Source organism: Salinicola halophyticus (genome assembly GCF_003206695.1).
In the GTDB taxonomy this organism is placed as follows: domain Bacteria; phylum Pseudomonadota; class Gammaproteobacteria; order Pseudomonadales; family Halomonadaceae; genus Salinicola; species Salinicola halophyticus.
In genome coordinates this window covers 314,969-340,828 of the sequence record NZ_PZJN01000004.1, presented here as the reverse complement: position 1 = coordinate 340,828, position 25,860 = coordinate 314,969, and the positions used below count along the sequence as shown (strand labels likewise).

Annotated in this window: 21 protein-coding genes; 10 read left to right on the top strand and 11 right to left on the bottom strand. The window is 63.3% G+C overall.

Annotation, left to right across the window (positions count from 1 at the left end; all coding sequences use genetic code 11):
- Nucleotides 1-14 precede the first annotated feature (14 nt).
- Nucleotides 15-731, bottom strand: coding sequence for a murein L,D-transpeptidase catalytic domain family protein (locus DOM58_RS06730; RefSeq protein ID WP_110692254.1), 717 nt, complete (start codon nucleotides 729-731; stop codon nucleotides 15-17).
- A gap of 316 nt (nucleotides 732-1,047) precedes the next feature.
- On the opposite strand from DOM58_RS06730, the gene DOM58_RS06725 reads away from it, so the two are divergent.
- Nucleotides 1,048-2,544, top strand: coding sequence for a carbon starvation CstA family protein (locus DOM58_RS06725; RefSeq protein ID WP_075563274.1), 1,497 nt, complete (start codon nucleotides 1,048-1,050; stop codon nucleotides 2,542-2,544).
- Nucleotides 2,545-2,667: 123 nt separating this feature from the next.
- Here DOM58_RS06725 and DOM58_RS06720 read toward each other — a convergent pair whose 3' ends face one another.
- From DOM58_RS06720 to DOM58_RS06710, 3 genes are all read right to left on the bottom strand, one after another.
- Entirely contained in the window at nucleotides 2,668-4,905 is a 2,238-nt protein-coding gene (locus tag DOM58_RS06720) for an NADP-dependent isocitrate dehydrogenase (protein WP_110692253.1), read from the bottom strand.
- 345 nt (nucleotides 4,906-5,250) lie between these two features.
- Nucleotides 5,251-6,324 (bottom strand): lactonase family protein, encoded by a 1,074-nt coding sequence (locus tag DOM58_RS06715; RefSeq protein WP_157957506.1) that lies wholly within the window; start codon nucleotides 6,322-6,324, stop codon nucleotides 5,251-5,253.
- Between the two features lie 242 nt (nucleotides 6,325-6,566).
- A complete protein-coding gene (locus DOM58_RS06710; protein WP_110692251.1) occupies nucleotides 6,567-7,577 on the bottom strand; it encodes a DNA topoisomerase IB in 1,011 nt (336 codons plus the stop codon).
- A 157-nt stretch (nucleotides 7,578-7,734) separates the two neighbouring features.
- On the opposite strand from DOM58_RS06710, the gene DOM58_RS06705 reads away from it, so the two are divergent.
- Nucleotides 7,735-8,976, top strand: a complete 1,242-nt coding sequence (locus DOM58_RS06705; protein ID WP_223162142.1) for a DUF2254 domain-containing protein — start codon at nucleotides 7,735-7,737, stop codon at nucleotides 8,974-8,976.
- Nucleotides 8,977-9,118: 142 nt separating this feature from the next.
- Here DOM58_RS06705 and efeO (DOM58_RS06700) read toward each other — a convergent pair whose 3' ends face one another.
- The 4 genes from efeO (DOM58_RS06700) to efeU all read right to left on the bottom strand — a co-directional run bounded on the left by efeO (DOM58_RS06700) (nucleotide 9,119) and on the right by efeU (nucleotide 13,537).
- Nucleotides 9,119-9,976, bottom strand: coding sequence for an iron uptake system protein EfeO (gene efeO / locus DOM58_RS06700; protein ID WP_110692249.1), 858 nt, complete (start codon nucleotides 9,974-9,976; stop codon nucleotides 9,119-9,121).
- Nucleotides 9,977-10,071: 95 nt separating this feature from the next.
- Nucleotides 10,072-11,370, bottom strand: a complete 1,299-nt coding sequence (efeB, locus tag DOM58_RS06695) for an iron uptake transporter deferrochelatase/peroxidase subunit (RefSeq protein WP_110692248.1) — start codon at nucleotides 11,368-11,370, stop codon at nucleotides 10,072-10,074.
- A 159-nt stretch (nucleotides 11,371-11,529) separates the two neighbouring features.
- The gene (efeO, locus tag DOM58_RS06690; RefSeq protein ID WP_110692247.1) at nucleotides 11,530-12,687 is read right to left on the bottom strand and encodes an iron uptake system protein EfeO; all 1,158 of its coding nucleotides are present in this window, start codon (nucleotides 12,685-12,687) and stop codon (nucleotides 11,530-11,532) included.
- Nucleotides 12,688-12,691: 4 nt separating this feature from the next.
- Nucleotides 12,692-13,537 (bottom strand): iron uptake transporter permease EfeU, encoded by an 846-nt coding sequence (gene efeU / locus DOM58_RS06685; RefSeq protein WP_110692246.1) that lies wholly within the window; start codon nucleotides 13,535-13,537, stop codon nucleotides 12,692-12,694.
- A 427-nt stretch (nucleotides 13,538-13,964) separates the two neighbouring features.
- Here efeU and gbdR point away from each other — a divergent pair, with 427 nt between their 5' ends.
- A complete protein-coding gene (gbdR, locus tag DOM58_RS06680; RefSeq protein ID WP_110692245.1) occupies nucleotides 13,965-15,086 on the top strand; it encodes a choline metabolism transcriptional regulator GbdR in 1,122 nt (373 codons plus the stop codon).
- A 165-nt stretch (nucleotides 15,087-15,251) separates the two neighbouring features.
- Here the strand turns inward: gbdR and DOM58_RS06675 are convergent, their stop codons facing one another.
- The gene (locus DOM58_RS06675) at nucleotides 15,252-15,599 is read right to left on the bottom strand and encodes an AzlD domain-containing protein (RefSeq protein ID WP_075563265.1); all 348 of its coding nucleotides are present in this window, start codon (nucleotides 15,597-15,599) and stop codon (nucleotides 15,252-15,254) included.
- Complete coding sequence (locus tag DOM58_RS06670; protein ID WP_245392182.1) at nucleotides 15,596-16,285, bottom strand: AzlC family ABC transporter permease; 690 nt, start codon at nucleotides 16,283-16,285, stop codon at nucleotides 15,596-15,598. Before DOM58_RS06670 ends, DOM58_RS06675 begins: the two co-directional genes overlap by 4 nt.
- Nucleotides 16,286-16,670: 385 nt before the next feature.
- Here DOM58_RS06670 and DOM58_RS06665 point away from each other — a divergent pair, with 385 nt between their 5' ends.
- The 6 genes from DOM58_RS06665 to DOM58_RS06640 all read left to right on the top strand — a co-directional run bounded on the left by DOM58_RS06665 (nucleotide 16,671) and on the right by DOM58_RS06640 (nucleotide 24,775).
- Entirely contained in the window at nucleotides 16,671-17,648 is a 978-nt protein-coding gene (locus tag DOM58_RS06665) for a dipeptidase (protein WP_110692243.1), read from the top strand.
- Between the two features lie 39 nt (nucleotides 17,649-17,687).
- Nucleotides 17,688-18,218 (top strand): DUF5943 domain-containing protein, encoded by a 531-nt coding sequence (locus tag DOM58_RS06660; RefSeq protein ID WP_110692242.1) that lies wholly within the window; start codon nucleotides 17,688-17,690, stop codon nucleotides 18,216-18,218.
- Between the two features lie 97 nt (nucleotides 18,219-18,315).
- Nucleotides 18,316-20,373 carry a dimethylglycine demethylation protein DgcA gene (gene dgcA / locus DOM58_RS06655; protein ID WP_110692241.1) on the top strand — a complete coding sequence of 686 codons (2,058 nt, stop codon included), beginning with the start codon at nucleotides 18,316-18,318 and terminating at the stop codon, nucleotides 20,371-20,373.
- Between the two features lie 193 nt (nucleotides 20,374-20,566).
- Nucleotides 20,567-22,576, top strand: coding sequence for a (Fe-S)-binding protein (locus tag DOM58_RS06650; protein ID WP_110692240.1), 2,010 nt, complete (start codon nucleotides 20,567-20,569; stop codon nucleotides 22,574-22,576).
- Complete coding sequence (locus DOM58_RS06645; RefSeq protein ID WP_110692239.1) at nucleotides 22,573-23,904, top strand: electron transfer flavoprotein subunit alpha/FixB family protein; 1,332 nt, start codon at nucleotides 22,573-22,575, stop codon at nucleotides 23,902-23,904. The genes DOM58_RS06650 and DOM58_RS06645 overlap by 4 nt, the downstream gene beginning before the upstream one ends.
- Nucleotides 23,891-24,775 carry an electron transfer flavoprotein subunit beta gene (locus DOM58_RS06640; protein WP_110692238.1) on the top strand — a complete coding sequence of 295 codons (885 nt, stop codon included), beginning with the start codon at nucleotides 23,891-23,893 and terminating at the stop codon, nucleotides 24,773-24,775. The genes DOM58_RS06645 and DOM58_RS06640 overlap by 14 nt, the downstream gene beginning before the upstream one ends.
- Here DOM58_RS06640 and DOM58_RS06635 read toward each other — a convergent pair.
- Nucleotides 24,769-25,404, bottom strand: a complete 636-nt coding sequence (locus DOM58_RS06635; protein WP_110692237.1) for a transglutaminase-like cysteine peptidase — start codon at nucleotides 25,402-25,404, stop codon at nucleotides 24,769-24,771. The genes DOM58_RS06640 and DOM58_RS06635 overlap by 7 nt on opposite strands.
- Nucleotides 25,405-25,565: 161 nt before the next feature.
- Between DOM58_RS06635 and DOM58_RS06630 the strand changes: the two genes are divergently transcribed.
- Nucleotides 25,566-25,808, top strand: a complete 243-nt coding sequence (locus DOM58_RS06630; protein ID WP_342588583.1) for a hypothetical protein — start codon at nucleotides 25,566-25,568, stop codon at nucleotides 25,806-25,808.
- The last annotated feature ends 52 nt before the right edge of the window (nucleotides 25,809-25,860 follow it).

The following is a 25,860-nucleotide window of genomic DNA, read 5'->3' as shown; positions in this document are numbered from 1 at the left end:
AAGGCGATGCTTGATCAGCGTGTGCCGAGGAAATACTCGCCGGTGTCCTGTTGCTCGACGCGGGCCTGAGCGCACTGCGCCAGCGCCGAATTCATCAGCCATTCCCGTTCGGGATAGTAGGAGAAGATGAACTGGCCTTCCTTGAGCACGTCGATGACATCCCCAGCGACGCCGGGACGCAGAGCGGGGCATCCCCAGCTACGTCCGAGTCGTCCCTGACGCTCGGCAATGCCAGGATCGACGTAATCGGCGCCGTGCATCACGATCGCGCGGCTCATGGCGGCATCGTTGAAGCCGGGCTCGAGCCCATCCATACGCAACGAGTAGCCGTTCTTGCCCTCGTAGGTCTGGCGCGTCACGAACAGACCCAGGCTCGAGGCGTGTGAGCCTTCCTGGTTGGAAAATCGATCGGGAACGTCACCCCCGGAACCTTGACCATGGGCCACGACTTCACGGTACAGCAGCTTGTTCCGGGCGAGATCGAAAACCCACAGGCGTGGTGTCAGCGAGGAGCGGCTGTAATCGATGATCGCCAGGCGCTGCGCAGCTTCGCCCACGCCGTGGCGCTGGGCGCACTGCATGGTGGCAAGACCCAGGGCGATGACGTCGGGATCGGCGTCCGGGGCGAGGTGCTCGAGGGATGTCACGGTGGGTTGATACACCACATCGGCACGAGCCAGAAGATCGTGAGAGTGCGGTGGTGTCGACGCGACCGCGGCAGAGATCGACATCGACAACACGATGGCAGCCGTTACGGCTTTCGAAGTCAGGGAGTCGATAAAAGGCGCTGAGAGTAAGGACGCATATGTCTTGATCATCGAAGCAGGCTACCCGAGGTGACGGGAAAGGCGTCAGCATGCGGGACAAGGCGAGACCCGGCAAGCGCCTCGGCGCCGAGTCCGCCACTAAAGTCTAAATGTAATTATTTGACCTTGTTCGTAAATTGGCGCGGATAACCATACTGCGACCGCCGTTGGCCCGCCAACATCCCTATCAAGGTACCTGCCGGATACCCACAAGGTATCCCCTTCGCTTCAGGGGCACTAAATGATTACATTCATTGGATCGATCCTGCTATTGATAGCGGGCTACTTCACGTATGGAAAATTCGTGGAGCGAGTCTTCGTCACCGACCGCAAGCGGCGCACGCCCGCTTTCACCATGCGTGACAACATCGATTACGTGCCGATGAACACGACGCGTAACTCGCTGATCCAACTTCTCAATATTGCCGGTGTCGGACCCATCTTCGGGCCGATCCTGGGTGCGCTGTATGGTCCGGTGGCATTCGTCTGGATCGTGGTCGGCTGCATCTTTGCGGGCGCGGTACATGACTATCTCACCGGCATGATCTCGATCCGTAATCACGGCGCGCACCTGCCGCAGCTAGCGGGCAAGTTCCTGGGCAAGGCGATGAAGCACATCGTCAACGGTTTCGCCATCCTGCTGCTGCTGCTGGTCGGCACCGTTTTCGTCACCTCGCCGGCGGCGCTGCTGGCCAACATGACGCCGCTGTCGATCACGCTGATCACGATGGTAATCTTCGCCTACTACCTCTTGGCGACGTTGCTGCCGATCGACAAGGTCATCGGCCGAATCTATCCCTATTTCGGTGCGCTGCTGGTGTTCAGCGCGCTGGGTATCGGTCTCGGCATGATCTTCACCGGGGCCCCTATCCCGGAGCTCTCGTTCCAGAACATGCATCCGCAGGGCGCGCCGATCTTCCCGCTGCTGTTTTTGACCATCTCCTGTGGCGCGCTCTCCGGCTTTCACGCCACCCAGACGCCGATCATTTCGCGCACCACCGAGAACGAAGGCAACGGCCGCAAGATTTTCTACGGCATGATGATCACCGAGGGCGTCATCGCGATGATCTGGGCCGCTGCGGCGATGAGTCTGTTCCATGGCGACCACACGCTGTCCGACGTTCTGGCTGCCGGCGGCCCGGCCGCGGTAGTCAGTGAAGTGTCGACCACCATGCTCGGCGCCATTGGCGGTACGCTGGCGATTCTCGGCGTGATCGTGTTGCCGATCACCTCCGGCGATACGGCTTTCCGCAGTGCGCGCATGATCATTGCCGACTATCTGAAGATCGATCAGCGGCCCATCGTCAAGCGTCTGCTCATCGCCGCGCCGCTGTTCGTGATCTCCTACGCGTTGACCCACATGGATTTCACGCTGCTGTGGCGCTACTTCTCCTGGGCCAACCAGACCACGGCGGTCATCGCTCTCTGGGTTGCGACGATGTATCTGGTGCTGGCGCGCAAGCCGCACCTGATCACTTCGATTCCGGCAGTATTCATGACCATGGCGACCTTTACCTATCTGGCCTACGCGCCGATCGGCTTCGGTCTGTCGCTGCAGATGAGCTACGTGGTGGCGGCAATCGGCACGCTGATCTGCATCGCGCTGTTCATGAAGCGCGTCCGCCGGCTGAGCGGCGGCATCTTTGCCGTCGACGAGCCGGAAGTACCGGTCTTCAAGAATGGTAAGGCAACCGGATTACTGGCAACGAGCCTATTGTCGATATCGCGTTTCTGGTAACGCCTACCCGCCCAAGCAAACGGGCCCGTGCCATTGGCACGGGCCCGTTTCTTTTTGGCTCCGTCGTTGCCGAAGCAGGACGAAAGACGGGATACCGGCTCGGTAGTCCGAGCCGGTCGCCGATCAGGACGCCTGGTAGAGCTTGTTCAGCGCTGCGTTCAGCGTTTTGCTGGGACGCATGGCGTCACTCACCCGCTCGCGATCGGGATGGAAATAGCCCTTGATGTCCACTGGCTTGCCTTGCGCGGCATTGAGCTCGTCGACAATGGCCTTCTCGTTGTCGCCGAGGGTCTTGGCGATCTCCTCGAACAGCGCCTTGAGTTCGCCGTCTTCGGTCTGAGCGGCCAGCTCTTTCGCCCAGTAGAGCGCCAGGTAGAAGTGGCTACCGCGGTTGTCGAGCTCGCCGACCTTACGCTTGGGCGACTTGTCGGCGTCGAGGAATTCACCGTTGGCGCGGTCCAGCGTGGACGCCAGGATCTTGGCGCGAGCGTTGTCGAAGGTGCTGCCCAGATGTTCGAGAGACGCCGCCAGGGCGAGAAATTCACCCAGCGAATCCCAGCGCAGGTGGTTCTCTTCCAGCAGCTGCTGAACGTGCTTGGGTGCGCTGCCGCCGGCGCCGGTCTCGAACAGGCCACCACCGTTCATCAGGGGCACGATCGAGAGCATCTTGGCGCTGGTGCCGAGTTCCATGATCGGAAACAGGTCGGTCAGGTAGTCACGTAGCACGTTGCCGGTGACCGAGATGGTGTCCTCGCCCTTGCGGATACGCTCGAGAGAGACTTTCATCGCTTCCACCGGCGCCAGGATGCGGATATCCAGGCCGTCGGTATCGTGATCCTTGAGATAGGTCTCGACCTTCTCGATCAGCTTGGCGTCGTGGGCACGGTCGGCGTCAAGCCAGAAGATCGCCGGGGCGCCGCTTTCACGGGCGCGAGTGACGGCCAGCTTGACCCAATCCTTGATCGGCGCGTCCTTGGTCTGGCACATGCGCCAGATATCACCGGCTTCGACGTCGTGGCTGAACAGTGTCTGACCGTTCTCGTCGGTGACGATCACGGTGCCGTCCGCCGGGATATGGAAAGTCTTGTCGTGGGAGCCATACTCTTCGGCTTTCTGCGCCATCAGACCGACATTGGGCACGCTACCCATGGTGGTGGGATCGAAGGCGCCGTGCTTCTTGCAGTCCTCGATCACGGTCTGATAGATCGTCGCGTAGCAGCGATCGGGGATCACCGCCTTGGTGTCGTGCAGCGCGTCGTCGGTGCCCCACATCTTGCCGGAGTCACGGATCATCGCCGGCATCGAGGCGTCGATGATCACATCACTCGGCACGTGCAGGTTGGTGATGCCCTTGTGGGAGTCGACCATCGCCATCGGCGGACGCTCTTTGTAGAGCGCGTCGATATCGCTCTTGATCGCATCCTGCTGTTCGCTGGGCAGCGATTCGATCGAGCTGTAGAGATCGCCGATGCCGCTGTTGGCGTTGAAGCCCGCGAGTTTGAGCGCCTCGGCGTGCTTCTCGAGCACGTCCTTGTAGAACTCCTCGACCACGATACCGAACATGATCGGGTCGGAGACCTTCATCATGGTCGCCTTCAAGTGCAGCGAGAACAGCACGTTGCGCTTCTTGGCATCCTTGATTTCGCTATCGATGAAGTTGCGCAGGCGACGGCTGCTCATGCGCGAAGCGTCGACGACTTCGCCTTCCTTGACCGCGAGGCCGTCCTTCAGGGCGATGTGGGTGCCATCTTTCTGCTGCAGTTCGATCTTGAGCTTGCCGGCCTTGGCGATCACGGCGGACTGTTCGCTGCCGTAGAAGTCGCCTTCGCTCATGTGGGCGACGTGAGACTGGGAATCGCCGCTCCATTCGCCCATGCGATGCGGGTATTTGCGGACGTAGTTCTTGACCGATTTCGGCGCGCGACGGTCGGAGTTGCCTTCGCGCAGCACCGGGTTGACCGCGCTGCCCTTGGCCTTGTCGTAACTCGCCTTGATGGCTTTCTCTTCGTCGTTCGAAGGTTCGTCCGGATAGTTCGGCAGGGGGTAGCCCTGGCCCTGCAGCTCCTTGATCGTCGCCTTGAGCTGCGGACCGGAAGCGCTGATGTTGGGCAGCTTGATGATGTTAGCTTCCGGCGTCGTCGCCAGCTGGCCAAGCTCGGCGAGGTCGTCGCTGACGCGCTGCTCGTCGCTCAGTAGGTCCGGAAACTGGGAAAGCACGCGGGCGGCCAGCGAGATATCGCGAGTCTCGACCGTGATACCGGCCGTACCGGTAAACGCCTCGATGATCGGCAGCAGAGAGTAGGTGGCCAGTGCAGGCGCTTCGTCGGTCAGGGTGTAGATGATCTTCGGGGTATTGGACATGTCTATTCGTTAACCTCTCTTTGGCAATGGCACGAGTATCGCGTGCTTGACAGCAATTCGAATACGCTTCGCGCCAGTGGTGCGATGAAGACGCTGGCGATCGATACGTCGGACGGGCGTCTCCGGTTGATATCGTCCGTCATCACCGGTTCGCCCGCAGGACGCCATGCAGCACGGCGCCGGTTCCCCCTTGACTGAAGCAACCGTGGGTCAACCGGCAGCGTGGTCCTGAAATCGGTCGTGACGGCTGTGAATTGAAGTTGTCGACAACCTGCGGTCGCGACAGAGTATACCAGCGCCACGTGACCAACGCATTCACGCGGCGCGCCCGCGAAAGCGCCTCGACTAGCCGAACGACACGATCTCCACCCAGTTGGTCTTGCGACCGACCGGGGCGTCGCTTAAATGGGTCAGCTCACCGTTGGCGGAGTCGATGCGGTAGAGCGACAGGTGATCGCTCAGCTCGCCGGCGGCGACCAGATAGCGTCCGGCAGGATCGATCTCGAAACCTCGGGGCTGCTTCACGGTGGGCTGATTGGCGACGTACTGCGGCTTGCCACTTTGCGGATCGACACGCAGCGTACTCAGCGTGCTGCTGGTACGCTCGGAAAGGTAAAGATAGCGACCGTCCGGGGTGATATGCAGATCGGCTGCCCAGATGCGTGGAGTATCGTCACCGGCCGGGATCTCCTCGCGGGGCATGCCCGGCGCCAGCTCGAGCGTATCCGGCAGGCCCTGACACACGCTGACCTGGGACAACGTACCGGCGTCGGCATTCAGTGCAAAGGTCGTTACCGTCGCGTCGAACTCGCCCAGCACATAGACGAATCGGCCGTCGGGTGAGAACACGAAGTGACGCGGCCCGGCCCCGGCGGCGGTCTCGGCAGCGGGCGGATCGTTGGGGGCGAGCGCACCGTCCGCGAAATAGAACTGGGCCAGCCGGTCGTCTCCCAGATTGGTGGCGAAGACGTGATGGTTGTCCGGCGTGGTCAGGATCGCGTGGGCGCGGCTGCCGGTTTCCAAGGTCTGGGTGGCATCGCCGGCCACGCCGTTGCCGTCGATGGGGCTGACGCTGACCAGGTTGCCGCCGTAGGAAGCCGCCAGCAGGTAACGCCCGGATCGATCGGTGGCGACATAGGCCATGCTGCCGTAGAGCGCGCCGCTGCCCAGTGGCGTCAATCCACCGGTGTTCGAGTCGATGCGATAGCTCAGTACCCGCAATGGATCACTGCGAATGGCGGCGTAAAGGAACTGCTTGTCCGGGCTGACGGCCAACGGCATGACGTTCTCCGCCGCCTCGGTGGTGGCTAGCGGGATCAGCTTTTCGGTCTGACGGTCCAGGCGATAGCTGCCAATGGTCCCATCTCCTGAGCTGGCGACGTAGACGACAGTATCGATGGAGGGCTCGGCTGGGTTCATGCGCTTTCCTTGACGGTGGGAGGAACAGATCGAGATATCCGCCGCCGCGGCCCCGTGCATGACATGTCATGCACGGGGCGGGCAATGCGGCACGGTCGGTGGACAAACCTTCTTTTTAGCATTGAGCGTCTGGCAGCGTCGATTGTCGATAGGTCGACAAGGCGATGGCCCGCATCGGTCGCTCGTGCCGATAGCGCATAGTGAAGACCTGCTAGGTGCGGGTTCCATCCAGCGGTGGGGCGTCAGCTCGCCGATTCCAGCCGGCTTCTCAACAACCTGAGAATGGCGCGCTCGTCCGGGCCGGTCAGCTTGTCGTCCGCCTCCAGTTCGGTCTCCACCAGTTTGCGGAAATGATCCAGCGTCCGGCCATCGAGATAGCTTTCCACGACCCGCGGATCGATATAGCTCGCCTTGGCGATACTCGGCGTGTTGCCCAGCGTCTTGGCGACGCGTTCGACCGCCTGGCGGACATTGCTTTGGCTGACCTTGTCGTTGTCGCCCGGGCCGAGCTCTTCCAGCGCCAGTGCGGCAATCGACGTGCCGGCCCAGGTGCGGAAATCCTTGGCGCTGAAGCGTTCGCCCATCACTTCATGGATGTAGTCGTTGAGATCGTGACTGTCGACTCTCACTTTGCGGCCGTCGTCGTCGAAATACTTGAAGATCTGGTAGCCGGGAATGTCGTCGAGCTCGCCGACGATCCTGGCCAGGCGCTCATCCTCGACCACGCGATGCTGATGCTGGCCACTCTTGCCCTGGTAGTCGAATATCAGCTCGTCGCCATCGATGGTCAGGTGCCTGGAGCGCATGGTGGTCAAGCCGTAGGACTCGTTCTCTTCCCGGTAGCGCTCGCTCCCCGGTCGAAAGTAGGCGCTGTCGATCAGCCGCACCATGCAGGCGAGCACCTTCTGCCGGGGCATTCCTTCGAGCGTGAGATGCTGGCCGGTGACGCGACGCATGGGCGTCAGCCGTAAAGCAAATTCGACGATGCGGTCGAATTTCAGCACTTCGCGCTTTTCGCGCCACTCGGCGTTGTAGACGTACTGCTTGCGGCCGGCGCTGTCGCGGCCGGAAGCGTGGATATGGTGACGTTTGTCGAGCACGATCTCGACATCGCGCCAGGCCGGCGGGATCGCCAGCGACCGGATCCAGTCGCGCCACGCCTTGTCGTTCAGCGTCCTGCCATTCGGTGTGCGATAGGTGAAGCCCTTGCCGCAGCGATGGCGGGTCACCCGCCTTGCGGGGGTCGTGGTCATGGCAAGCTCCTTTTGCCCGAACCGATGGTCGATGCTGTCCGTCATCGTGATGGACAGGTTCGAGATCAGAATAGACCAGCATCGGCAAAAGGCTCGTCGATAGCCCGTTTGGCGTAGACTGAGCGTGATTCAATCCAGGGATGGGAACCGTATGTTAATGGGGCGCTTTCAATGGGTGTGGCGTCAGCTACGCCGCTCTCTGTGGTACCGCGCAACGCTCTTTTCGTTGGGCGGCGTGGTCACGGCGTTGGTCGCCTGGCTGGTGACGCCCTGGCTGGACGTGCCATCGGTGGTCAGCATCGGGGCTAGAGCCGTAGACAGCATTCTCAATATCATCGCCTCGAGCATGCTGGCGGTGACCACGTTCTCTCTCGGCGCGATGGTGACTGCCTACGGTTCGGCTACCAGCAACGTCAGCCCGCGGGCCAATCTTCTGCTGATCGAGGACCGCGTGACGCAGAACACGCTGGCAACCTTCATCGGCGCCTTCCTGTTCAGTCTGGTCGGGATCATTGCGCTGGCGGCCGGCATCTACGACGAAGATGGCCGGACACTGCTGTTCGCGGCGACGCTCGTCGTCATCGTGATGATGGTCTACCAGTTGATCAAGTGGGCCGGTTATCTGACTCGGCTGGGTCGGGTGCGAGACACCATCGACAAAGTGGAAACGGCGGCCAGGAAAGCGCTGGAAGGGCGCATGGATCAGCCCTATCTGGGTGGCCAGGCGATGCCTGCCACGGTGCCGGAAGGGCTCGAGCCGGTTCGCGCCGGCAAGGTGGGTTATCTTCAGCACATCGACATGCCGCTGCTGGATTCGCTGGCCGAGGATCTGGGCCATGCCATCTACGTGCAGGCATTGCCGGGAACGTTCCTCGACATGACCAGAGTGCTGGCGTCGACGCCCACGCTGGATGAGGCGCGTGCCGAGAAAATTGCCGAGGCCTTCACGATCAGCCCGTCGCGCCGTTTCGAGGAGGATCCGCGATTCGGCATCATCGTGCTGGCGGAGGTGGCGTCGAGAGCGTTGTCACCGGGAATCAACGACCCCGGTACGGCAATCGACGTGATTGGCTGCGGCGTCCGGGTGCTGACGCCATGGGTACGTCATGCGGAGGGCGGTATCGACGAGTCGGACCAGCCGGTCCGGCATGTGTATGTCGAGGCGTTACAGACGAAAGACCTGTTCGAGGACTTCTTCACTCCCATCGCTCGCGATGGCGCCGCAACGGTAGAGGTCGGCATTCGCTTGCAGAAGGCTTTGAGTGCGTTAGGCGCAATCGGAGACAACCGCGTCAAGCGCCTCGTCGACGAACATCGTGAACGGCTTATCAATCGCTTCGATATCGGACTGACGCTGGAAGAGGACCGTCAGCGTGTGAAAGCGGCGCGGCGGGCATGAACCGATTCCGAAGCGATGTCGGGAAGCCTTCGAACCGCGGCCCCGAACGAACAGGGCCGGCGATCAGCCGGCCTGTTGAAGAAGTGCGCTTCGCCCCGTCAAGACGCCTATTTCGGGCTTCGGCGCGTTATCACCTGATGATTCAGTTCAAGCCGAGCACCCCGCGCAGCGTCGACAGATCCTCGGCGAGCACCGTCACCGGCCCGGTCAGCGCGCGGCGATCGGCATCGCTGACCTTGTCGTAGGATTCGAAGCCGGCATTCGGGTCGTCGGCGTCCAGGCGATAGTCGGCCAGGGTCGCTTCCACGTCGTCGAAATTGTCCTGTACTCGAGCGACGAAGTCGGCGTCCTCCTTGGCTGCCAGCGGCTTGAACAGATCGAAAATTTCGCGGGCGCCGTCGACGTTGCCCTGAAAATCCCATAGGTCGGTGCGGCTGTAACGATCCTCTTCGCCTGACACCTTGGTTGCCGCGACCTCTTCCATCAGCGCGGCAGCGCCGCCAACGACCGTTTGGGGCGGAAAGGTCAGGTCCTGAACGCGGCCGTCCAGATCGTTGACGTCGTCCATCAACCCCAGAGCATAGGTCTCCATGCCTTGGGTACTGTTGTCGTGGAACAGGGCGTACTCGAGACGGTGGAAACCGGTGAAATCGGGATCCTCGACGCCTTTTTCGTAGTCGTCTTCGCGCGCGTCGATGCTGGCATCAAGATCGGCGAAAAGCTCGGCGATCGGCTCGATGCGCTCGTAGTAGACCCGCGTCGGCGCGTAGAGCGCCTGGGCCTTGTCCACGTCACCGGCCTGAACGGCGGCGGTGAAATCCTCGGTATGCGAGACCAGCTGTTCCAGGTTGTCGAGCACATAGAGCTTGTAGTCGGCGACCGGGCCCACCAGCGCCGCCGGCGCGACATCGGCGTGAGCGGTGGTGGTCAGCGTCATGGTTGACGAGACAAGGCCGAGTGCACCGGCGGCGAGCCACGTCTTGGGTATGATCGTCTTCATTGTGTGTCTCCATTGAATGATCCGGGTGCCAGTCGGCGGTCATGAACCATCGGCTCGTCGTCGCGAGCGGTGTTGTCTTCCAGAATCGAATTGGCTCAAGCGGTCGCAGCCAGCAGGCTGCGACCCAGAAAATCGGTATCGTCTTGCGCGCCGGGCAGTACGAAGAAGTAGCCGCCGCCTACCGGCTTGATGTACTCCTCCAGCGGTTCGCCGTCGAGACGCTGCTGAACGGTGATGAAGCCGGCCTCCAGGTCAGCCTGAAAGCAGAGGAAAAGCAGCCCCATATCGAGCTGGCCATTGGCCTCGACGCCGTTGGAGTAGTTGAACGGTCGGCGCAGAATGCGATTCCCCGCCGTCTCCGGCGTGCGCGGATTGGCCAGGCGGATATGGGCATCGAGCGGGGTGATCTCGCCCTCCGGATCCGACGAGTAATCGGGAACGTCCTGCTCCTTTCCCTCCGGGCCGTCTTCGGAAAGCGGCGCGCCGCTCACCTTGCGACGGCCGAAGATCATCTCCTGCTCGTGTAGCGGGGTACGGTCCCAGCGCTCGACGAAGTTGCGAATGATGCGCGCTGCCAAATAGCTGCCGCCGTTGGCCCAGGCCGGCTCGTCGTGGTGCTTGCCGACCCACACCAGTTCGTCCATCAGCGCTGCGTCGTCGCCCTCGGGGTTGGCGGAACCGTCGCGAAAGCCGAGGAAGTTGCGGGCACTGCCATCGACATCGCCCGGCGCGGGCGGTAGCAGCGGCACGGTGCCTTCCTGCTTCCAGCGGACCATCAAAAGCCCCGGCGTGTTCTTGATGATGTCGCGCAGGGCGTGGTAGCCGGTATCCAGCGTGTTGGCGCAGATCTGCAGCGCGAGGTCGCCATGACAGCGCGCGGCCTCCAGCGCGTCGTTGGGAAAGCCCTGCATACGCTGCAGATGTCTGGGCCTTACGTCACCCAGCCCGTAGCGGTCATCGAACAGCGAGTCGCCCACCGCCAGCGTGACGGTCAGCCCGTCGGGGGCGATTTGCGGCCCCAGAATGCCGGAATCCGGCGGCGGGAACAGCGGATCGCGCTCGGGGATCCTGCCGCCCTGAGTGAGAAAGGCGATGCGCTCGGTGAGGATCTTCAGCAACGTCTCCAGATCATCCCGATCCCGCGCCAGCACGTCGAAGGCGACCAGCATCCCGCTGGCCGGGCGGGGCGTGACGACCCCCTGCTGATGGAGGCCGTGGAACGGGTAGCGCAGCTGCGAATCCTGTTGCTGCGGTGCGCTGGTCACGTCCTGACCATGGCCGGTGGCGGCCAGCGCCCGGGCGGGACAGGCGCTGCCCAGCGCGAAACCGCCGAGTGCGACGCCAAGCCCGGACATTCCCGCACCTTTGAGAAACCGGCGGCGTTCGAGTTTCATCGAGACATCGATTGCCCTCGATTCAGAAGCCTCGGCTCCGCGAGGCTCGTTCTCGCGAGGCTTGTTCTCACGAGGCTTGTTCTCACGAGAGGGGGGCTTGAGTGAAAAAGGGCAGCGTGATGAACGATCGGACTGACTCATAAGCGATAAACCGGGTCGTTAACCTTCCAGAGTGAGTGCAGGGTTGATGCCGGTAAGTGACCTGGCCAGCGCCCGGGTTGCCTGCAGCAGGTCGGCATCGTCGGCGGCGCTTCGGGACGCGGACGAATCGGCATCCGCCTGAAGGTCCCGCTGCAGGGCGGCAAGATTGGCCTCGAGTGTATGGAGAGTTGCCGGAGACTGGCTTTCCAGTAGCGGCGACAGCAGCGAGACGATCTTGTCGGCGCCTTCCGTCAGGGCGACCAGATCGGCGAGATCGTGCTGCCCGATGGCGTCGTCGTCGCGATGATGATCGAGCCATGTCTCGAGGATGCGAGCGCTGCCATCGGCCAGCTGCGCGGGTGGAATCGAGGCGCTCTTGAGCCGGGCGGTCAGCGTATCCACGTCCGCCACCAGCTGTTCGGCCGCGCCGTTCAGACCGGCCGTGCTCTGCTGCTCGAACAGGCCGCCGGCGAGGCGCTGGAAACCGACGAAAGCGGGGTCGTTCTCGCGCTGTTCGAAATCGGCGGCATGGGCGTTGAGACGCTGGTCGAGATCACTGAACAGACCGATCGGCATGGCCAGATGCAGATCGACACGACGCGCGTCCCGATAGGCCTGCTGCGCCGCCTCGAGATCGCCGGCAGCGATGGCGTCACGGAGTTCCGCGGCGCTGCGGTGGAGCTTTCGCAGCTGCAGAGTGGTATAGACACGATACTCGGCCAGCGGCCCGACGAAGGCCGTGGTGGAAAGCGCGGGCGTCTCGGCATCTGATTCGCCGGCGACGACGTGCAGGGTGCCGTGGGGGTTGCTCAGTAGACCGCAGGTCATCGCATAGTCGCCGGCTTTGAGCGTGGCGGTCAGCGGCTGGCGCAGGCCGGGGGCGATGTTCTCGCGCTCCGCGAGCACCATGACGCCGTCGACGATCTCCCACTCGATGGCTCGATCCGATCGATTGACCACGGTGAAGGTTCGTTGACCGGCGGGGACTTCCAGACGATTCGGCTCACAGCCACTGGCGGTGACGTCGACCCGATAGCCATCGTCGTTCGGCGTTCTGACCGCCTCGAGCGACAGGATAAATACGCCCAGGGCAAACAGCATCAGCAAAAACGACATGACGAGCCCGAGGCGCATCGCGCGAGGTGACGGCGGGACGAGTTCAGCGTTGCGAGTCATGGGGTCACGCTCGCTCTGGCCGGGCGTGCGCTGCCGGCGTCACACGGTAGGACGGACGCGGCCGCAACAGCCATAGCGCAATGAGAAGATAGCCGATATAGGCCGTCACTTCACTGACCGTGGGGGCAGGCTGGTAGCCGAAGATTCCCGAGAACAGCGAGCCCAAAGGGGTGTCCAGCGGCAATAGGTCACTGAGGTCGAAGACCACCTGCTGGGAATGATTCCACAGCCCGGCTTCATGTAGCGCACGCACCGATCCGGCAAACAGGCCGGCGGCTACTAGCAGGATGAACAATCCGGTAGCCCGGAAGAAGTGGCCCAGCGGCAAGCGCAGGCTGCCGCGGTAGAGTGCCAGCCCCAGAACGACGGCCACGCCCAGTCCCAGTAGTGCCCCCAGTGGCGCATGGGCATCATGGCTCTGCTGAAAGACTGCCAGCAGAAAGAAGATCGATTCCAGCCCTTCTCGGGCCACGGCGAGAAACACCATCGCGATCAGCGCGTAGGTGTGCCGCCGACCGGCGCGGAACGCCTGGTCGAGCGCCTGATTCAGCTCGTGGCGCATGCCGCGGGCGGCACGACGCATCCATAGCACCATCCAGGTCAACACGCCGACGGCGAGAAAGCCAACCACGGCCTCGAACAGCTCCTGTTGACGCTGCGGAAATTCCGCGCTGGCAAATTGCAGACCTGCGCCAAGCAACAGGGCGAGAGCGGCAGCGAGAAAAATGCCGATCCAGACGGCGGGCATCCACGCGCCACGCCCGGTCTGACGAAGATAACTGGCGATGATGCCGACGATGAGGGCCGCTTCCAGGCCTTCCCGCAGCATGATGAGAAACGGTACCAACATGGCAGAAATCCAGTGACGAGTCGCGATGACCGATGAAGAGTCGTAGAAAGGTTAAGGATTGGCGTGAATGATACTTGTTATCAACTGCAGCGGGTAATATTTTTCGCCCTTTCGATGCCAACGTGTAAAGCACGTCATGGAGGACGTCACTGGGAAGGGCGGCAGCGGGGCTAAACAGGCCGATCTGTTCTGAAAACGACACTGAGCTATCCAGAGACGGTGTCGCTGTCGCTGAGAGATAAAAACGCATGCGTCGTGTCGTCACAGGGATTACAGTCGAATCAGGTCGTCAAGGCACTGGAAAAGTCGCCTGACGGTCGCTGTCACGAGTCGTCCGACGCCGATGAAATCGCCATGGATCGAGACCGACAGACGCCAGGGAACCCCGATAACAATAATCGTCCTATATCCTTGGAGGAGACGTGAAATGGCAATCCATCCCGTGCGGGGCCCCGGCCGCGCCAATGCCGTCCCGGAGCCGCAGACACTCGGTTTTCTGCTGCTGGAAGACTTCACCCTGATCTCGCTGGCGTCGGCGATCGAGCCGCTGCGCATGGCCAATCAACTAGCCGGTCGCGAGCTGTACCGCTGGTACGTGATGACCATGGACGGTGCCCCCGTGCGGGCCAGCGACGGCATGCAGGTGACGCCGGACGCCAGCGCCTACTCGCCGCTACGACTCGATTGGCTGGTGGTCTGCGGTGGCGTAGCACCGCAGCGTTCCGTCACGCCGGCGTTGCTGACCTGGCTACAGAGCCGCCACCGCCAGTTGAGGCGAGTCGGTTCGGTCTGCACCGGCAGCTGGGCGCTGGCCCAGGCGGGGCTGCTGAACGGATACGACGCCAGTATCCACTGGGAGTGTCTGGCCGCGATTCAGGAAGCCTATCCACGTACGGCCTGGAGCACCCGGTTGTTCTCGATCGATCGCGACCGTTTTACCGCTTCCGGGGGTACCGCGCCGCTGGACATGATGCTCAACCTGATCGGCCGCGATCATGGCCGCGAGCTGTCGGCGGCCATTTCCGAAATGTTCATCTACGAACGGGTCCGCGGCGAAGAGGATCAGCAGCGAGTGCCGCTCAAGCACGTGCTGGGTACCACGCAGCCGAAGCTTCTCGAGATCGTGGCGCTGATGGAAGCCAACATCGAGGAGCCGATCGAGCTCGACGAACTGGCAAGCTACGTCGATGTTTCCCGGCGTCAGCTGGAGCGCCTGTTTCAGCGTCATCTGCACTGTTCGCCATCGCGCTACTATCTCAAGCTGCGATTGACGCGGGCGCGGCAGCTGCTCAAGCAGACCCCGCTGCCGATCATCGAGATCGCTTCGGCCTGCGGCTTCGTCTCCACGCCTCACTTCTCGAAGTGCTACCGCGAGTTCTTCGGCACGCCGCCGCGGGAAGATCGCGGCGAGACGTTGAAGATTCAGCGTCTGGAGCCGGCATTCGTGCCGCTGGCGGGAAGCGACCCGTTGATGCAGTCCAGCAGCGCGACCGTTGCGTTGAGTCACGCTCGCGGAGAACCGACCTACGCCAGTATCGCGCTGGGCTGAAAGGCACGATTTTCGTTCATGGATCGGGCGGCCGCGTGCCGCCCGATGTCGTTTTTTGCCGCCTGCCGCCTGCCGCCTGCCGCCTGCCGCTTTGCCGCTCGCCGCCGGATGTCTTGACAGGGTGTCTTGACAGTTTGTCTTGGCAAAATGTCTTGACGCCGACGGCTACAGGACGACTCTGGCCAGAATCACCACGGCTCCGAAAGTGGCGACACCGGCAACGACCGGCCAACCCAATGAGCGCGTACGACGCCAGACGACGAGCGTCACCCCCAGACCGATAATCGTCGCCAGCCAGCCGGCGATGTCGGGCGTGCGCGGGACCAGCGAGACGCCCAGTACCGCGGCGATCATCATCGGCCCCAGAATCACCAGCCATTTGGGCAGGGCATCGACGGCCCCGTTCGGATCGCTGCGTTTCAGCCGTTTCTGCATCCATAGCAACGGCAGCAGCCGCATCAGATACGTCCCCAGCGCGGCGATCACCATGCCTATCCAGAGTGAGAGACTCATGGGTGACCTCCTTTTCTCGGGGCGATCGTCTCCGGCAGGCGGATCAGATAAAAGCAGAGCGCCCCGCAGGCAGCGGCCAGCGGAATGCCGATATTGGTCAATCCGGTCAACGTGCAGAGCAGGGCGATCGCGATACTGACACCCAGCGCTGCGGCCCAGCGCCGGGACGTGAAGCGCGGCACGATCAGTACCACGAACAGTGCCGGCAGCGCGAAAGGCATGACCTCGCCCAGTAGCGGCCAGCGGCTCGTCAGCCACTCTCCTCCCACCGCGCCCAGCAACGAACCCGCGATCCAGCTGAACCAGGCCAGTAATGCCGCGCCCAGGAACCAACCGACACGCTGGTGCTCGGGCAGCTGCGGCAGCCGGCTATGGGCGAGAGCAAAGACCTGATCGGTAAGACCGTGCATCAGCCACGGCCACCAGCGGCTTTTCGGCAGCCACGGCGCAATATTGGGGGCGTAGACGACATGGCGCACGTTGATCAGCAGGGTCATCGCTACGGTCAGCCAGAGTGGCGAGCCGCTGGCGATCATGCCGACGAACAGGAACTGCGAAGCGCCGGCATAGATCAGGGTCGAGATCGCCAGCGTTTCGATCGTGCTGAAACCGGCCTGTGCGGAGATCAGACCGAACGAGATCGCCACCGGGATATAGCCGCCCAGCAGCGGAATCGCTTCACGCATTCCTGTCAGCCAACCGTGGGGCCGACGTGATATCCCGATGTCAGACATTCGATACCGCTTCCTTGGCTCGACGAAACCTTCATGAAGAGAGTAGCCGGCGGCGGTGCGGCCATGTCGTGCAGACGACAGTCCTGAGCCGGATCGACTGTTCTATCCAACGCGCTCTCGCGCGTCAATCGCGTCTCGCCTGATCGCCACCGTCGGATCCCACTGTCGCAGACAGACAAACGGGCGTGACGCTATCGGAACACTGGGATTCGCTTTCGGTCGCCGGGGCGCGCGGGCGCAGGGATATGCTGCTGCGAACGCTCGTCTTCGGGCATTCGACGAAGCACCCCGGCGCCGCGACGGTCCGAAAGACGCACAAACCCAGGAGGAGTTCCGCATGCCGAGGTCAACGCTCCACGACGACGCCATCATCATCGACGGCCTGATCATCGCCAAGTGGGATCGTGCGCTGTTCGAGGATATGCGCAAGGGCGGCCTGACCGCCGCCAACTGCACGGTATCGGTGTGGGAGGACTTCGAGGCGACCGTCGATAATATCGTCGCCGTCAACCAGCTGATGCGCGACAACGCCGAGCTGGTGCTCCCGGTACACACCACCCGCGATATCACTCGCGCCAAGGAAGAGGGCAAGACCGGCATCATCCTCGGCTTCCAGAACGCCTACGCCTTCGAGGACAAGCTGGGCTACATCGAGATATTCAAGAAGCTCGGCGTGGGTATCACCCAGCTCTGCTACAACACCCAGAATCTGGTCGGCACCGGCTGCTACGAGCGCGACGGGGGCCTATCCGGCTACGGGCGCGAGGTGATCGCCGAAATGAACCGCGTCGGCATGATGTGCGATCTCTCCCACGTCGGCTCCAAGACCTCGGAGGAGGTCATCCTCGAATCGCAAAAGCCGGTCTGCTACTCCCACTGCCTGCCCACCGGGCTCAAGGAACACCCTCGCAACAAGTCCGACGATGAGCTCAAGTTCATTGCCGATCACGGCGGCTTCGTCGGTGTCACCATGTTCACGCCGTTCCTGCGGGCCGGTGTCAACGCCACCATCGAGGATTACGTCGAAGCGATCGTCTACATCATGAATATTGTCGGCGAAGACGCCATCGGCATCGGCACCGACTTCACCCAAGGCCAGGACGAAGCGTTCTTCGAGTGGCTGACCCACGACAAGGGTTACGCCCGCCGCCTGACCCGCTTTGGCGAGATCATCAATCCCAAGGGCATCCGCACCATCGGCGAGTTTCCCAACCTGACTCAGGCGCTGCTGGATCACGGCCTTGCCGAACCGGTCGTCAGGAAAATCATGGGGGAGAACTGGGTGCGGACCTTGAAGGACGTCTGGGGCGAATAAAGCTCGAAGCTCAAAGAACAAACTTCAGAGGTAACCGATATGACCCTGATGGCCCCCGAACTGCCGATCGACGTGGACAGCGACACCGGAATCTGGACCACCGATGCGCTACCGATGCTCTACGTGCCGCGCCACTTTTTCATCAACAACCATGTGGCGATCGAGGCGGCGCTGGGCGTCGAAGCCTATGCAAAGATCCTCTACGACGCCGGCTACAAGTCGGCCTGGTTCTGGTGCGAGAAGGAAGCCGAGCTGCACGGCATCGAAGGTGCGGCGGTATTCGAGCACTACATGAACCGGCTGTCACAGCGGGGGTGGGGGAAGTTCACCACCGAGTCGATCGATCTGGATGCGGGTACCGCCAGGGTATGTCTGGAACACTCCTGCTTCGTCTACCAGCTCGGCAAGACCGGCAAGCGCGAGGAGTACATGTTCACCGGCTGGTTTGCCGGCGCCATCGATCAGATTCTCGAAGCGCGCGGCAGCGACGTGCGGACTCGCGCCGAGCAGACCCAGAGTGGCGCCGAAGAGGGCTGTGACGTCGGCTACTTCGAGGTCCAGCCGCGCTGATTACGCCTTTTGGCAATTCGCAATTCTGTGTACCAGAACGCTCGAAGCGGCACATTTTTCACAACGATGCCGTCCGGGTCCGAGGAGATGACTGGCAATGGCCCACGAAGCCCTGTTCAAGCCGATCCAGATCGGCAAGCTGACGATCCGTAATCGGGTGGTCAGCACGGCGCATGCCGAGGTCTACGCCACCGACGGCGGCATGACCACGGATCGCTACGTGAAGTACTACGAAGAGAAATCCAAGGGCGGCTGCGGGCTCTGCATCTGCGGCGGGTCGTCGCCGGTCTCCATCGACAGCCCCCAGCAGTGGTGGAGTTCGGTCAACGTCGCCACAGATCGCATCATTCCGCATTTCCACAATCTCGCCGATGCCGTTCACAAGCATGGCGGCAAGATCATGATCCAGATCACGCATATGGGTCGCCGCTCACGCTGGGACGGCCATCACTGGTCGACACTGATGTCACCGTCCGGCATCCGCGAGCCGGTTCACCGCGCCACCTGCAAGACCATCGAGGAAGAGGAAATCTGGCGGGTGATTTCGGATTTCGCCCAGGGCGCCCGGCGGGTGAAAGAGGGTGGGCTGGACGGCTGCGAACTCTCCGCCGTGCACCAGCATCTGATCGACCAGTTCTGGAGCCCGCGCGTCAACAAGCGCACCGATCAGTGGGGCGGCAGCTTCGAGAATCGCATGCGCTTCGGCATGGAAGTGCTCAAGGCCGTTCGGGCCGAGGTCGGCGAGGACTTCTGCGTCGGCATGCGCATCTGCGGCGACGAGTTCCATCCCGATGGCCTGTCCCAGGACGACATGAAGCAGATCGCCGCCTACTACGATGCCACCGGCATGGTCGATTTCTTCGGCGTCGTCGGTTCCGGCTGCGATACCCACGATACGCTGGCCAACGTGATTCCCAACATGTCCTATCCGCCGGAGCCGTTTCTGCATCTGGCGGCGGGCATCAAGGAGGTGGTCTCGGTCCCCGTCATCCATGCCCAGAACATCAAGGACCCGACCCAGGCCGAACGTATTCTGGAAGGCGGCTACGTCGATCTGGTGGGGATGACTCGTGCGCATATCGCCGATCCCCACATCATCGCCAAGATCAAGGCGGGGCAGACAGATCAGATCCGCCAGTGCGTCGGTGCCAACTACTGCATCGACCGCCAGTACCAGGGCCTCGACGTGCTCTGCATCCAGAACGCGGCGACCTCGCGGGAGTACATGGGGCTGCCGCATATCATCGAGAAGTCCACCGGACCGAAACGGAAAGTCGTCGTGGTCGGCGGCGGCCCCGGCGGGATGGAGGCGGCCCGCGTGGCGGCCGAGCGCGGCCACGACGTCACCCTATTCGAAGCCCAGCCCCAGCTCGGCGGCCAGATCACGCTGGCCGCCAAGGCACCACAGCGCGACCAGATCGCCGGCATCACCCGCTGGTACGAGATGGAGCTCGCGCGCCTTGGGGTGGAGATCAAACTCGAGAGCCGCGCCGACGACTCGACGATCCGCGATCTGCAGCCGGACGTCGTGGTGCTCGCCAACGGTGGCCATCCGTTCCTCGAACAGGTGCCGGAGTGGGGCGCTGAAGACGGCCTGGTGATCAGCAGCTGGGACATCCTTTCCGGCAAGGTCGAGCCGGGCAAGAACGTACTCATTTACGACACGATGTGCGAGTTCAGCGGCATGTCGACGGCAGATTACTGCGCCAGCAAGGGTGCAACCGTGGAGATCGTCACCGACGACACCAAGCCCGGCGTGGCGATCGGCGGCACCACCTTCCCGACCTATTACCGCAGCCTCTACCAGAAGGCGGTGGTGATGACCGGCGATCTGGCCCTGCACAAGGTCTATCGCGAGGGCGACAAGCGGGTAGCGCTGCTCGAGAACGAATATACCGGCGAGCAGGAAGAGCGGGTGGTCGATCAGGTGATCGTCGAGAACGGCGTGCGACCGGACGAATCGCTCTATTACGCGCTCAAGGAGCGTTCGCGCAACCGCGGGCAGATCGATATTGAGGCGCTCTATGCGGTTCAGCCGCAGCCGACGCTTTCCGAGAGTGGCGAATTCGCGCTGTTCCGGTTGGGCGACTGCGTGGCGCCGAGGAATACGCATGCGGCGATTTACGATGCGCTTCGCCTCTGCATGCACTTCTGAGGCACGAGCCACGAGCCACGAGCACTGCTCTAGCGCCGACTGCGGTGATTAGTTGCTAAAAAACAGAGCAATGAGTTCGCAGAATCAGTGGGGATTGCGCGGCCCAGCCGCGCTCACAATCTGAGCTTGAAGCTCGAAGCTCGAAGCTCGAAGCTCGAAGCTCGAAGCCTGCGGCCAAACCAAGGAGCGAACCATGCTCAATTCTTTACTGCCGCTGTTGATCTTCGCGGCGCTGGCGGTGGGCGTGATCGGCGCGCTGCGTCGCGCGCGGCTATGGCGTCAGGGGCGGCAGACGCCGGTCGTGTGGGCCCACCTTTTTCTGATGCCGAAGCGCTATCTCAACGATCTACACCACGTCGTTGTCCGCGACAAGGCGATGGCGCACACCCACGTGGCAACCGCTGGCGGCTTCGTCGCCGCCATGGCGCTGGCGCTGGTGGTCCACGGGCTCCAGTGGCGCAACCCGATTCTCGGTGGACTACTGCTGGCGGCAAGTGCCGTGATGTTCGTCGGTGCGCTGGCGGTCAATCACCGCCGTCTCAACCCCCCGGAAAAACTATCCAGTGGGCCTTGGCAGCGGCTGTCGAAGAGCCTGTTGGCGTACTCGGTCGGGATGTTTTTGATCAGCTTGCCGCTGGTGGGTGTGGCGCCGACCGTGCTGGGTGGCGGCGTGCTGGCGCTGATCCTGCTGGCACTGGTCGCCTGGGGCCTGGCCGAGATGCTGATCGGCATGGGCTGGGGCGGGCCGATGAAACACGCTTTCGCCGGCTCGCTGCATCTGGCGTTTCATCGCCGACCCGAGCGTTTCGACGATCAGCATCGTGATCCGAATTCGAGCGAGCGTCATGACGCTCATCGGGGCAGCCGTTCCACCGCGCTGTTTCCGCTCGATTTGACCGCGAAGGCGCTCGGCGTGGAGAAGCCCGCTGATTTCCAATGGCAGCAACTGCTCGGGTTCGATGCCTGCGTCCAGTGCGGCCGCTGTCAGTCGGTGTGCCCGGCCTACGCCGCCGGCCAGCCGCTCAACCCCAAGAAGCTGATCCAGGACATGGTCGTGGGCATGGCCGGCGGTTCGGACGCTCGCTACGCCGGTAGTGGTCATCCCGGATTGGACGTCGGTCGCCATCATGGTGCGTCGAATCAGGCCATCGTGCCGCGGCTGGTCGAGGCCGAGACGCTATGGGCCTGCACGACGTGCCGCGCCTGCGTCGAGGAGTGCCCGATGATGATCGAGCACGTCGACGCCATCGTCGACATGCGGCGTTTCCTGACGCTGGAGCGCGGCGAGACGCCAGAGAAAGGCGCCGCGGCGATCGACAACCTGATCGCTACGGACAATCCCGGCGGGCTCGACAACGCGTCGCGGCTCGACTGGGCGGCGGATCTGGAGATCCCGCGTATTCAGGATCGGCCCGCAGGCGTCGACGTGCTGTTGTGGCTGGGTGATGGCGCCTTCGACATGCGCAACCAGCGCACCTTGCGCGCGCTGGTCAAGATCCTGCGGGCTGGCGGCGTCGATTTCGCCGTGCTCGGCGAGGAAGAGCGCGACAGCGGCGACGTGGCCCGACGGCTGGGGGATGAAGCGACCTTCCAGCGTCTGGCCGAGCGCAATATCGCCACGCTCTCTCGCTATCGCTTTCAGCGCATCGTCACCGCCGACCCGCACAGCTTCCACGTGCTGGGCCGCGAATACGGCGACTTTGGCGGGAATTATCACGTGCTCCACCACTCGACCTTTATCGCCGAGCTGTTCGACGCCGGCCGCATCAGCGTGGCAGCTCCGGCCCAGGCTGAAACCGTCACCTACCATGATCCCTGTTACCTGGGCCGTTACAACGGCGAGTTCGCCGCGCCCCGACAGGTGCTCGCCGCGCTGGGGCTGGAAGTCGCTGAGATGGCGCGCTCCGGCTACCGTTCACGCTGCTGTGGCGGCGGCGGCGGGGCGGCGCTCTCCGACGTGCCCGCCGATTTACCCGGTCGCGCGCGCATCCCCGACATGCGCATGGAGGACGTGCGCGAGACCGGCGCGACCACGGTCGCGGTAGCCTGTCCGCAATGCACCGCGATGCTCGAGGGCGTGGTCGAGCCGCGCCCGCGGATCAAGGATCTGGCCGAGCTGGTTGCCGACGCGCTGGTGGAGCCCGTTAGGGCGACGAACGCTACCAGCGCGCCAAGCCAAAGCCGCGAGGAGGAACCGGCATGAGTGTCAGACGACTCGACCCCCACGCCGAACGTATCCGTCGCAACCGGCTGCATCCGCGCCATCTTGAATTTGCCCGCCCGGCGTGGCGCTGGGTCAGTCGTGAAGGCGTCGTCCGCATCGATCCGCATGCCCTCGGCGCGATCGGGCCCAACGGACTCAAGCGCATCGATCGCAGCGGCGCTGCGGTGGAGGCGAGCCCGGCGGCGGCTGCCTCGACGAGCGCGGAGCCGGCGCGGCGCCAGGTCGTCATCGATCAGCCGGTGGGCCATGTCGTGGTGGTGCCGGAGTTGCCGGAAGGTCGGCTCAACGACCACGACCGCGACCTGTTCGGCCTAGCCCGTCAGCTCGCCGACGGACGCGATCTGGCGGTGACCGCGGTGGTCTTCCGGGGCGGTGCCGCCGGATTCGAGGACGCTGGCGCGGACCGCGTCGTCGATCTCTCCGCCAAGGTCGGCGACGGCTACGACCCGGTGTCGCGCCTGGCCGCACTCGTCGATGTAGAAGCGGTGCTCTCGCCCCAACACTGGATCTTCGCCGATTCGTTGCCGGATGGCGGCGATCTCGGGCGGCGGCTGGCCGCGCGTCTCTCTCTTCAAAACGCGAGTCAGAGCGCGAGTCAGGACGCGAGCGGTAGCGTGGGCGATGCCCGTCCGGCGACGCGGGTCTGGCAGCTCAGTGATGGCCAGACGCTCTCCCGCGCGGGGGACCGCCAGGACATTTTGCGTGACGTGCCTCGGGTGATGCTGGCGCTGCCGGAGTGCGCCGAACCGGTCAGCGAAACATGCCACGAGGCGCGGGTCATCGAGCTGGCGACCAGGGGTGGGGAACTCTCTTCGGCAGCAAACGAAGTGCCGGCCTCCGGGGTCATCGACCGTGGCCGGGTCGCCGTCGACCCCCAGGAGATCCCGCTGGCCCAGGCGCCGTTCATTCTCTCCGCCGGCCGCGGCATCAGCGATTGGGAAGGCTACCATCACGCCGCCCGCGTGCTGGGGGCCAGCGAAGGCGCCTCGCGGGTGGCGGTGGATGACGGCAACATGCCACGCGCCCGGCAGGTCGGTGCGACGGGCACGTTCGTTTCCGCCAGTTGCTATATCGCCGTGGGGATCTCCGGGGCGGTTCAGCACTTGCAGGGCATCGCCAGGTGTCAGCGGGTCATCGCGATCAACAACGACCCGAGCTGCGACATGGTCAAGCGTGCCGACCTGGCGCTGATCGCCGACGGCGACGCGGTGCTCGCTGCCGTCTGCGAGCGTCTCGGCCAGCCGCGAGACCAGACCGGTTCGGACGGGTCTTGGAAGGACGAGGAGTCGCAACATGCCGCAGCCTGAACCCCAAGCCATAGCGAAAAGGCCTCATGGCGTGAAGACCGCGGCGCTGGTGTCGAGCGGTCGTCACCCGGTCTCCGGACGCGCCGGGCGAGCGCGGGAGGATGCCCGAGCCGTCGAGATGGGCCTGGCGCTGGTCGGCGCCGATCTGTCGCTGGTGCACGCAGGCGACCCGGAGCAGGCTTCGCTGCGGGAGTCTCTCGAAGGATATCTGGGGATGTACCACGGCCTCGACGGCGGGCGTCCTGGTGATGAACGCGACGGGCAGCTGTCGCTCCTGCCGCTGCGTGCCGGCGAGGATGCGGTAGCGCCGCTTGCAGCGTGGCTCGAGCAGCGCGGTGTACGGCTAGCCCTCACCGGCCAGCGCGCCGAGTGCGGCGAGGGTTCGGGCATGGTGGGGTATCTGCTCGCCGAGCGGCTGGGCTGGTCGATCGCCACCGGGATTGCCGCTATCGAATGCTGCGACGAGGAAAGCGTGACGGTGCTGCAGGCGCTGCCTCAGGGCCAGCGTCGGCGCCTCGAAATCCGCCTGCCGTGCCTGATCGCGGTGGACGCTGTCGCCGAGGCGCCACGTCAGAGCGCCTTCGGCCCGGCGCGACGCGGACGCATCGAGACCGTCGACGATCTGCTGCCCGCGGACGAATCGCGCCTCGACACCGGCAGCGCCGACTGGCGCTGGCAGCCGGCCCGCGCGCGGCCCAAGCGTCTCAAGGTGGTCAAGTCCACCAATGCGCGGGACCGTTTCAAGGCCGCCGCGGCCAAGTCCTCTGCGACCGGTGGTCAGGTGCTGACCGATCTCTCGCCGGAGGAGGCCGCCGAGAAGCTGATCGATTATCTGCGGGCGGAAAAGATCCTCGCGCAGGACGATCAGTAATCCATCAGCTTCGGCAGCCGTTCCGATAACCGCTGGCCGCCGAGCACGACGCGCGCCGGATCGACGGGGTGAAACGCGCCGTCGCGGTAGATTTGGGCCTTCTCGCGGTCGAACGTCACGATCGGCGCCAGATCGGTGCGACGCGATTCCGGCAGCATCATCAGGGTCAGATTATCCAGAATCAGATGGCTGCCGTCGTCTCGTCGATAACGCAGCACGGCGTGGTAGGTCGGTGTCAGCTTGTCATCGGCGGCGAGAAAGTCGAGCCGATCCGCCGGCGTGCCGGCATCGATCAGGATCTGGTATTTGGCGATGGCGAAATCCTCGCAGTCGCCATATTGATCTTTGGCTAACCGGTCGAAACCCTTCCAGGTATCGATCTTCTCGAACTGCTGGCGAGCGGCGTTATTGACCACGCGATTGACGTAAGCGAGCCTCGCTTCGCCCCGATAATCGTTTGCCTTGTCGACGAACTGCGCCCGGGTGAGCGTGACGGCCGAAGCCGTGGGGTCGTCCCAGTAGACGAAACTCGCCGAGTGCGCCGCCGCGGCATGCAGCCCGATCAGGCAAAGTGCCAAGACGCGAACCAGTTCGCGAGGTACGCAACGTAATGAGTGCGACGAAGACATGGCGCTCCATGAGTGACTTCCATTATCTCGAAACCGACAGATCGACGATTCGCGTATCGACGTCGTCCCACCGTTTGAGATAAAGATTGGCGTTGCGAGGCTTATTTTAGCGGTGTGATGCGTGGTGAACGCCAACAACGTCGAACGGGAGGTGGAATATGATGATCGTCGATCTCATCGATGGCGAGGATTTTCGTCAACGACTGGTGTCTCTGGGCATACGCATTCCGGAGGAGGCCTGCCCGGAAACCTGCGCGCGGCTGGCCGCGGGCTGCCATCGCGCCAGAGGGGTCGAGGGGCTGGAACCGGCCATTCGCGAGCTGATGCAGAAAACTGACGTGATGCTGCCATCAGTCCGAGAGGCGATAGAGCGCCATCTGCTGCCGGTCTTTAGCGCTGCCTGATCATCGGATCCTAAACTATCCGGCTAGGCTTTGTACGAAAAGTCGGCGAGCG

Bases quoted from the DNA above. Each gene is read 5' to 3' on its own strand.
- DOM58_RS06730 (WP_110692254.1), bottom strand. From the start codon at position 731: ATGTCGATCTCTGCCGCGGTCGCGTCGACACCACCGCACTCTCACGAT.
- DOM58_RS06725 (WP_075563274.1), top strand. From the start codon at position 1,048: ATGATTACATTCATTGGATCGATCCTGCTATTGATAGCGGGCTACTTC.
- DOM58_RS06720 (WP_110692253.1), bottom strand. From the start codon at position 4,905: ATGTCCAATACCCCGAAGATCATCTACACCCTGACCGACGAAGCGCCT.
- DOM58_RS06715 (WP_157957506.1), bottom strand. From the start codon at position 6,324: ATGAACCCAGCCGAGCCCTCCATCGATACTGTCGTCTACGTCGCCAGC.
- DOM58_RS06710 (WP_110692251.1), bottom strand. From the start codon at position 7,577: ATGACCACGACCCCCGCAAGGCGGGTGACCCGCCATCGCTGCGGCAAG.
- DOM58_RS06705 (WP_223162142.1), top strand. From the start codon at position 7,735: ATGGGGCGCTTTCAATGGGTGTGGCGTCAGCTACGCCGCTCTCTGTGG.
- efeO (WP_110692249.1), bottom strand. From the start codon at position 9,976: ATGAAGACGATCATACCCAAGACGTGGCTCGCCGCCGGTGCACTCGGC.
- efeB (WP_110692248.1), bottom strand. From the start codon at position 11,370: ATGAAACTCGAACGCCGCCGGTTTCTCAAAGGTGCGGGAATGTCCGGG.
- efeO (WP_110692247.1), bottom strand. From the start codon at position 12,687: ATGACTCGCAACGCTGAACTCGTCCCGCCGTCACCTCGCGCGATGCGC.
- efeU (WP_110692246.1), bottom strand. From the start codon at position 13,537: ATGTTGGTACCGTTTCTCATCATGCTGCGGGAAGGCCTGGAAGCGGCC.
- gbdR (WP_110692245.1), top strand. From the start codon at position 13,965: ATGGCAATCCATCCCGTGCGGGGCCCCGGCCGCGCCAATGCCGTCCCG.
- DOM58_RS06675 (WP_075563265.1), bottom strand. From the start codon at position 15,599: ATGAGTCTCTCACTCTGGATAGGCATGGTGATCGCCGCGCTGGGGACG.
- DOM58_RS06670 (WP_245392182.1), bottom strand. From the start codon at position 16,285: ATGCGTGAAGCGATTCCGCTGCTGGGCGGCTATATCCCGGTGGCGATC.
- DOM58_RS06665 (WP_110692243.1), top strand. From the start codon at position 16,671: ATGCCGAGGTCAACGCTCCACGACGACGCCATCATCATCGACGGCCTG.
- DOM58_RS06660 (WP_110692242.1), top strand. From the start codon at position 17,688: ATGACCCTGATGGCCCCCGAACTGCCGATCGACGTGGACAGCGACACC.
- dgcA (WP_110692241.1), top strand. From the start codon at position 18,316: ATGGCCCACGAAGCCCTGTTCAAGCCGATCCAGATCGGCAAGCTGACG.
- DOM58_RS06650 (WP_110692240.1), top strand. From the start codon at position 20,567: ATGCTCAATTCTTTACTGCCGCTGTTGATCTTCGCGGCGCTGGCGGTG.
- DOM58_RS06645 (WP_110692239.1), top strand. From the start codon at position 22,573: ATGAGTGTCAGACGACTCGACCCCCACGCCGAACGTATCCGTCGCAAC.
- DOM58_RS06640 (WP_110692238.1), top strand. From the start codon at position 23,891: ATGCCGCAGCCTGAACCCCAAGCCATAGCGAAAAGGCCTCATGGCGTG.
- DOM58_RS06635 (WP_110692237.1), bottom strand. From the start codon at position 25,404: ATGTCTTCGTCGCACTCATTACGTTGCGTACCTCGCGAACTGGTTCGC.
- DOM58_RS06630 (WP_342588583.1), top strand. From the start codon at position 25,566: ATGATCGTCGATCTCATCGATGGCGAGGATTTTCGTCAACGACTGGTG.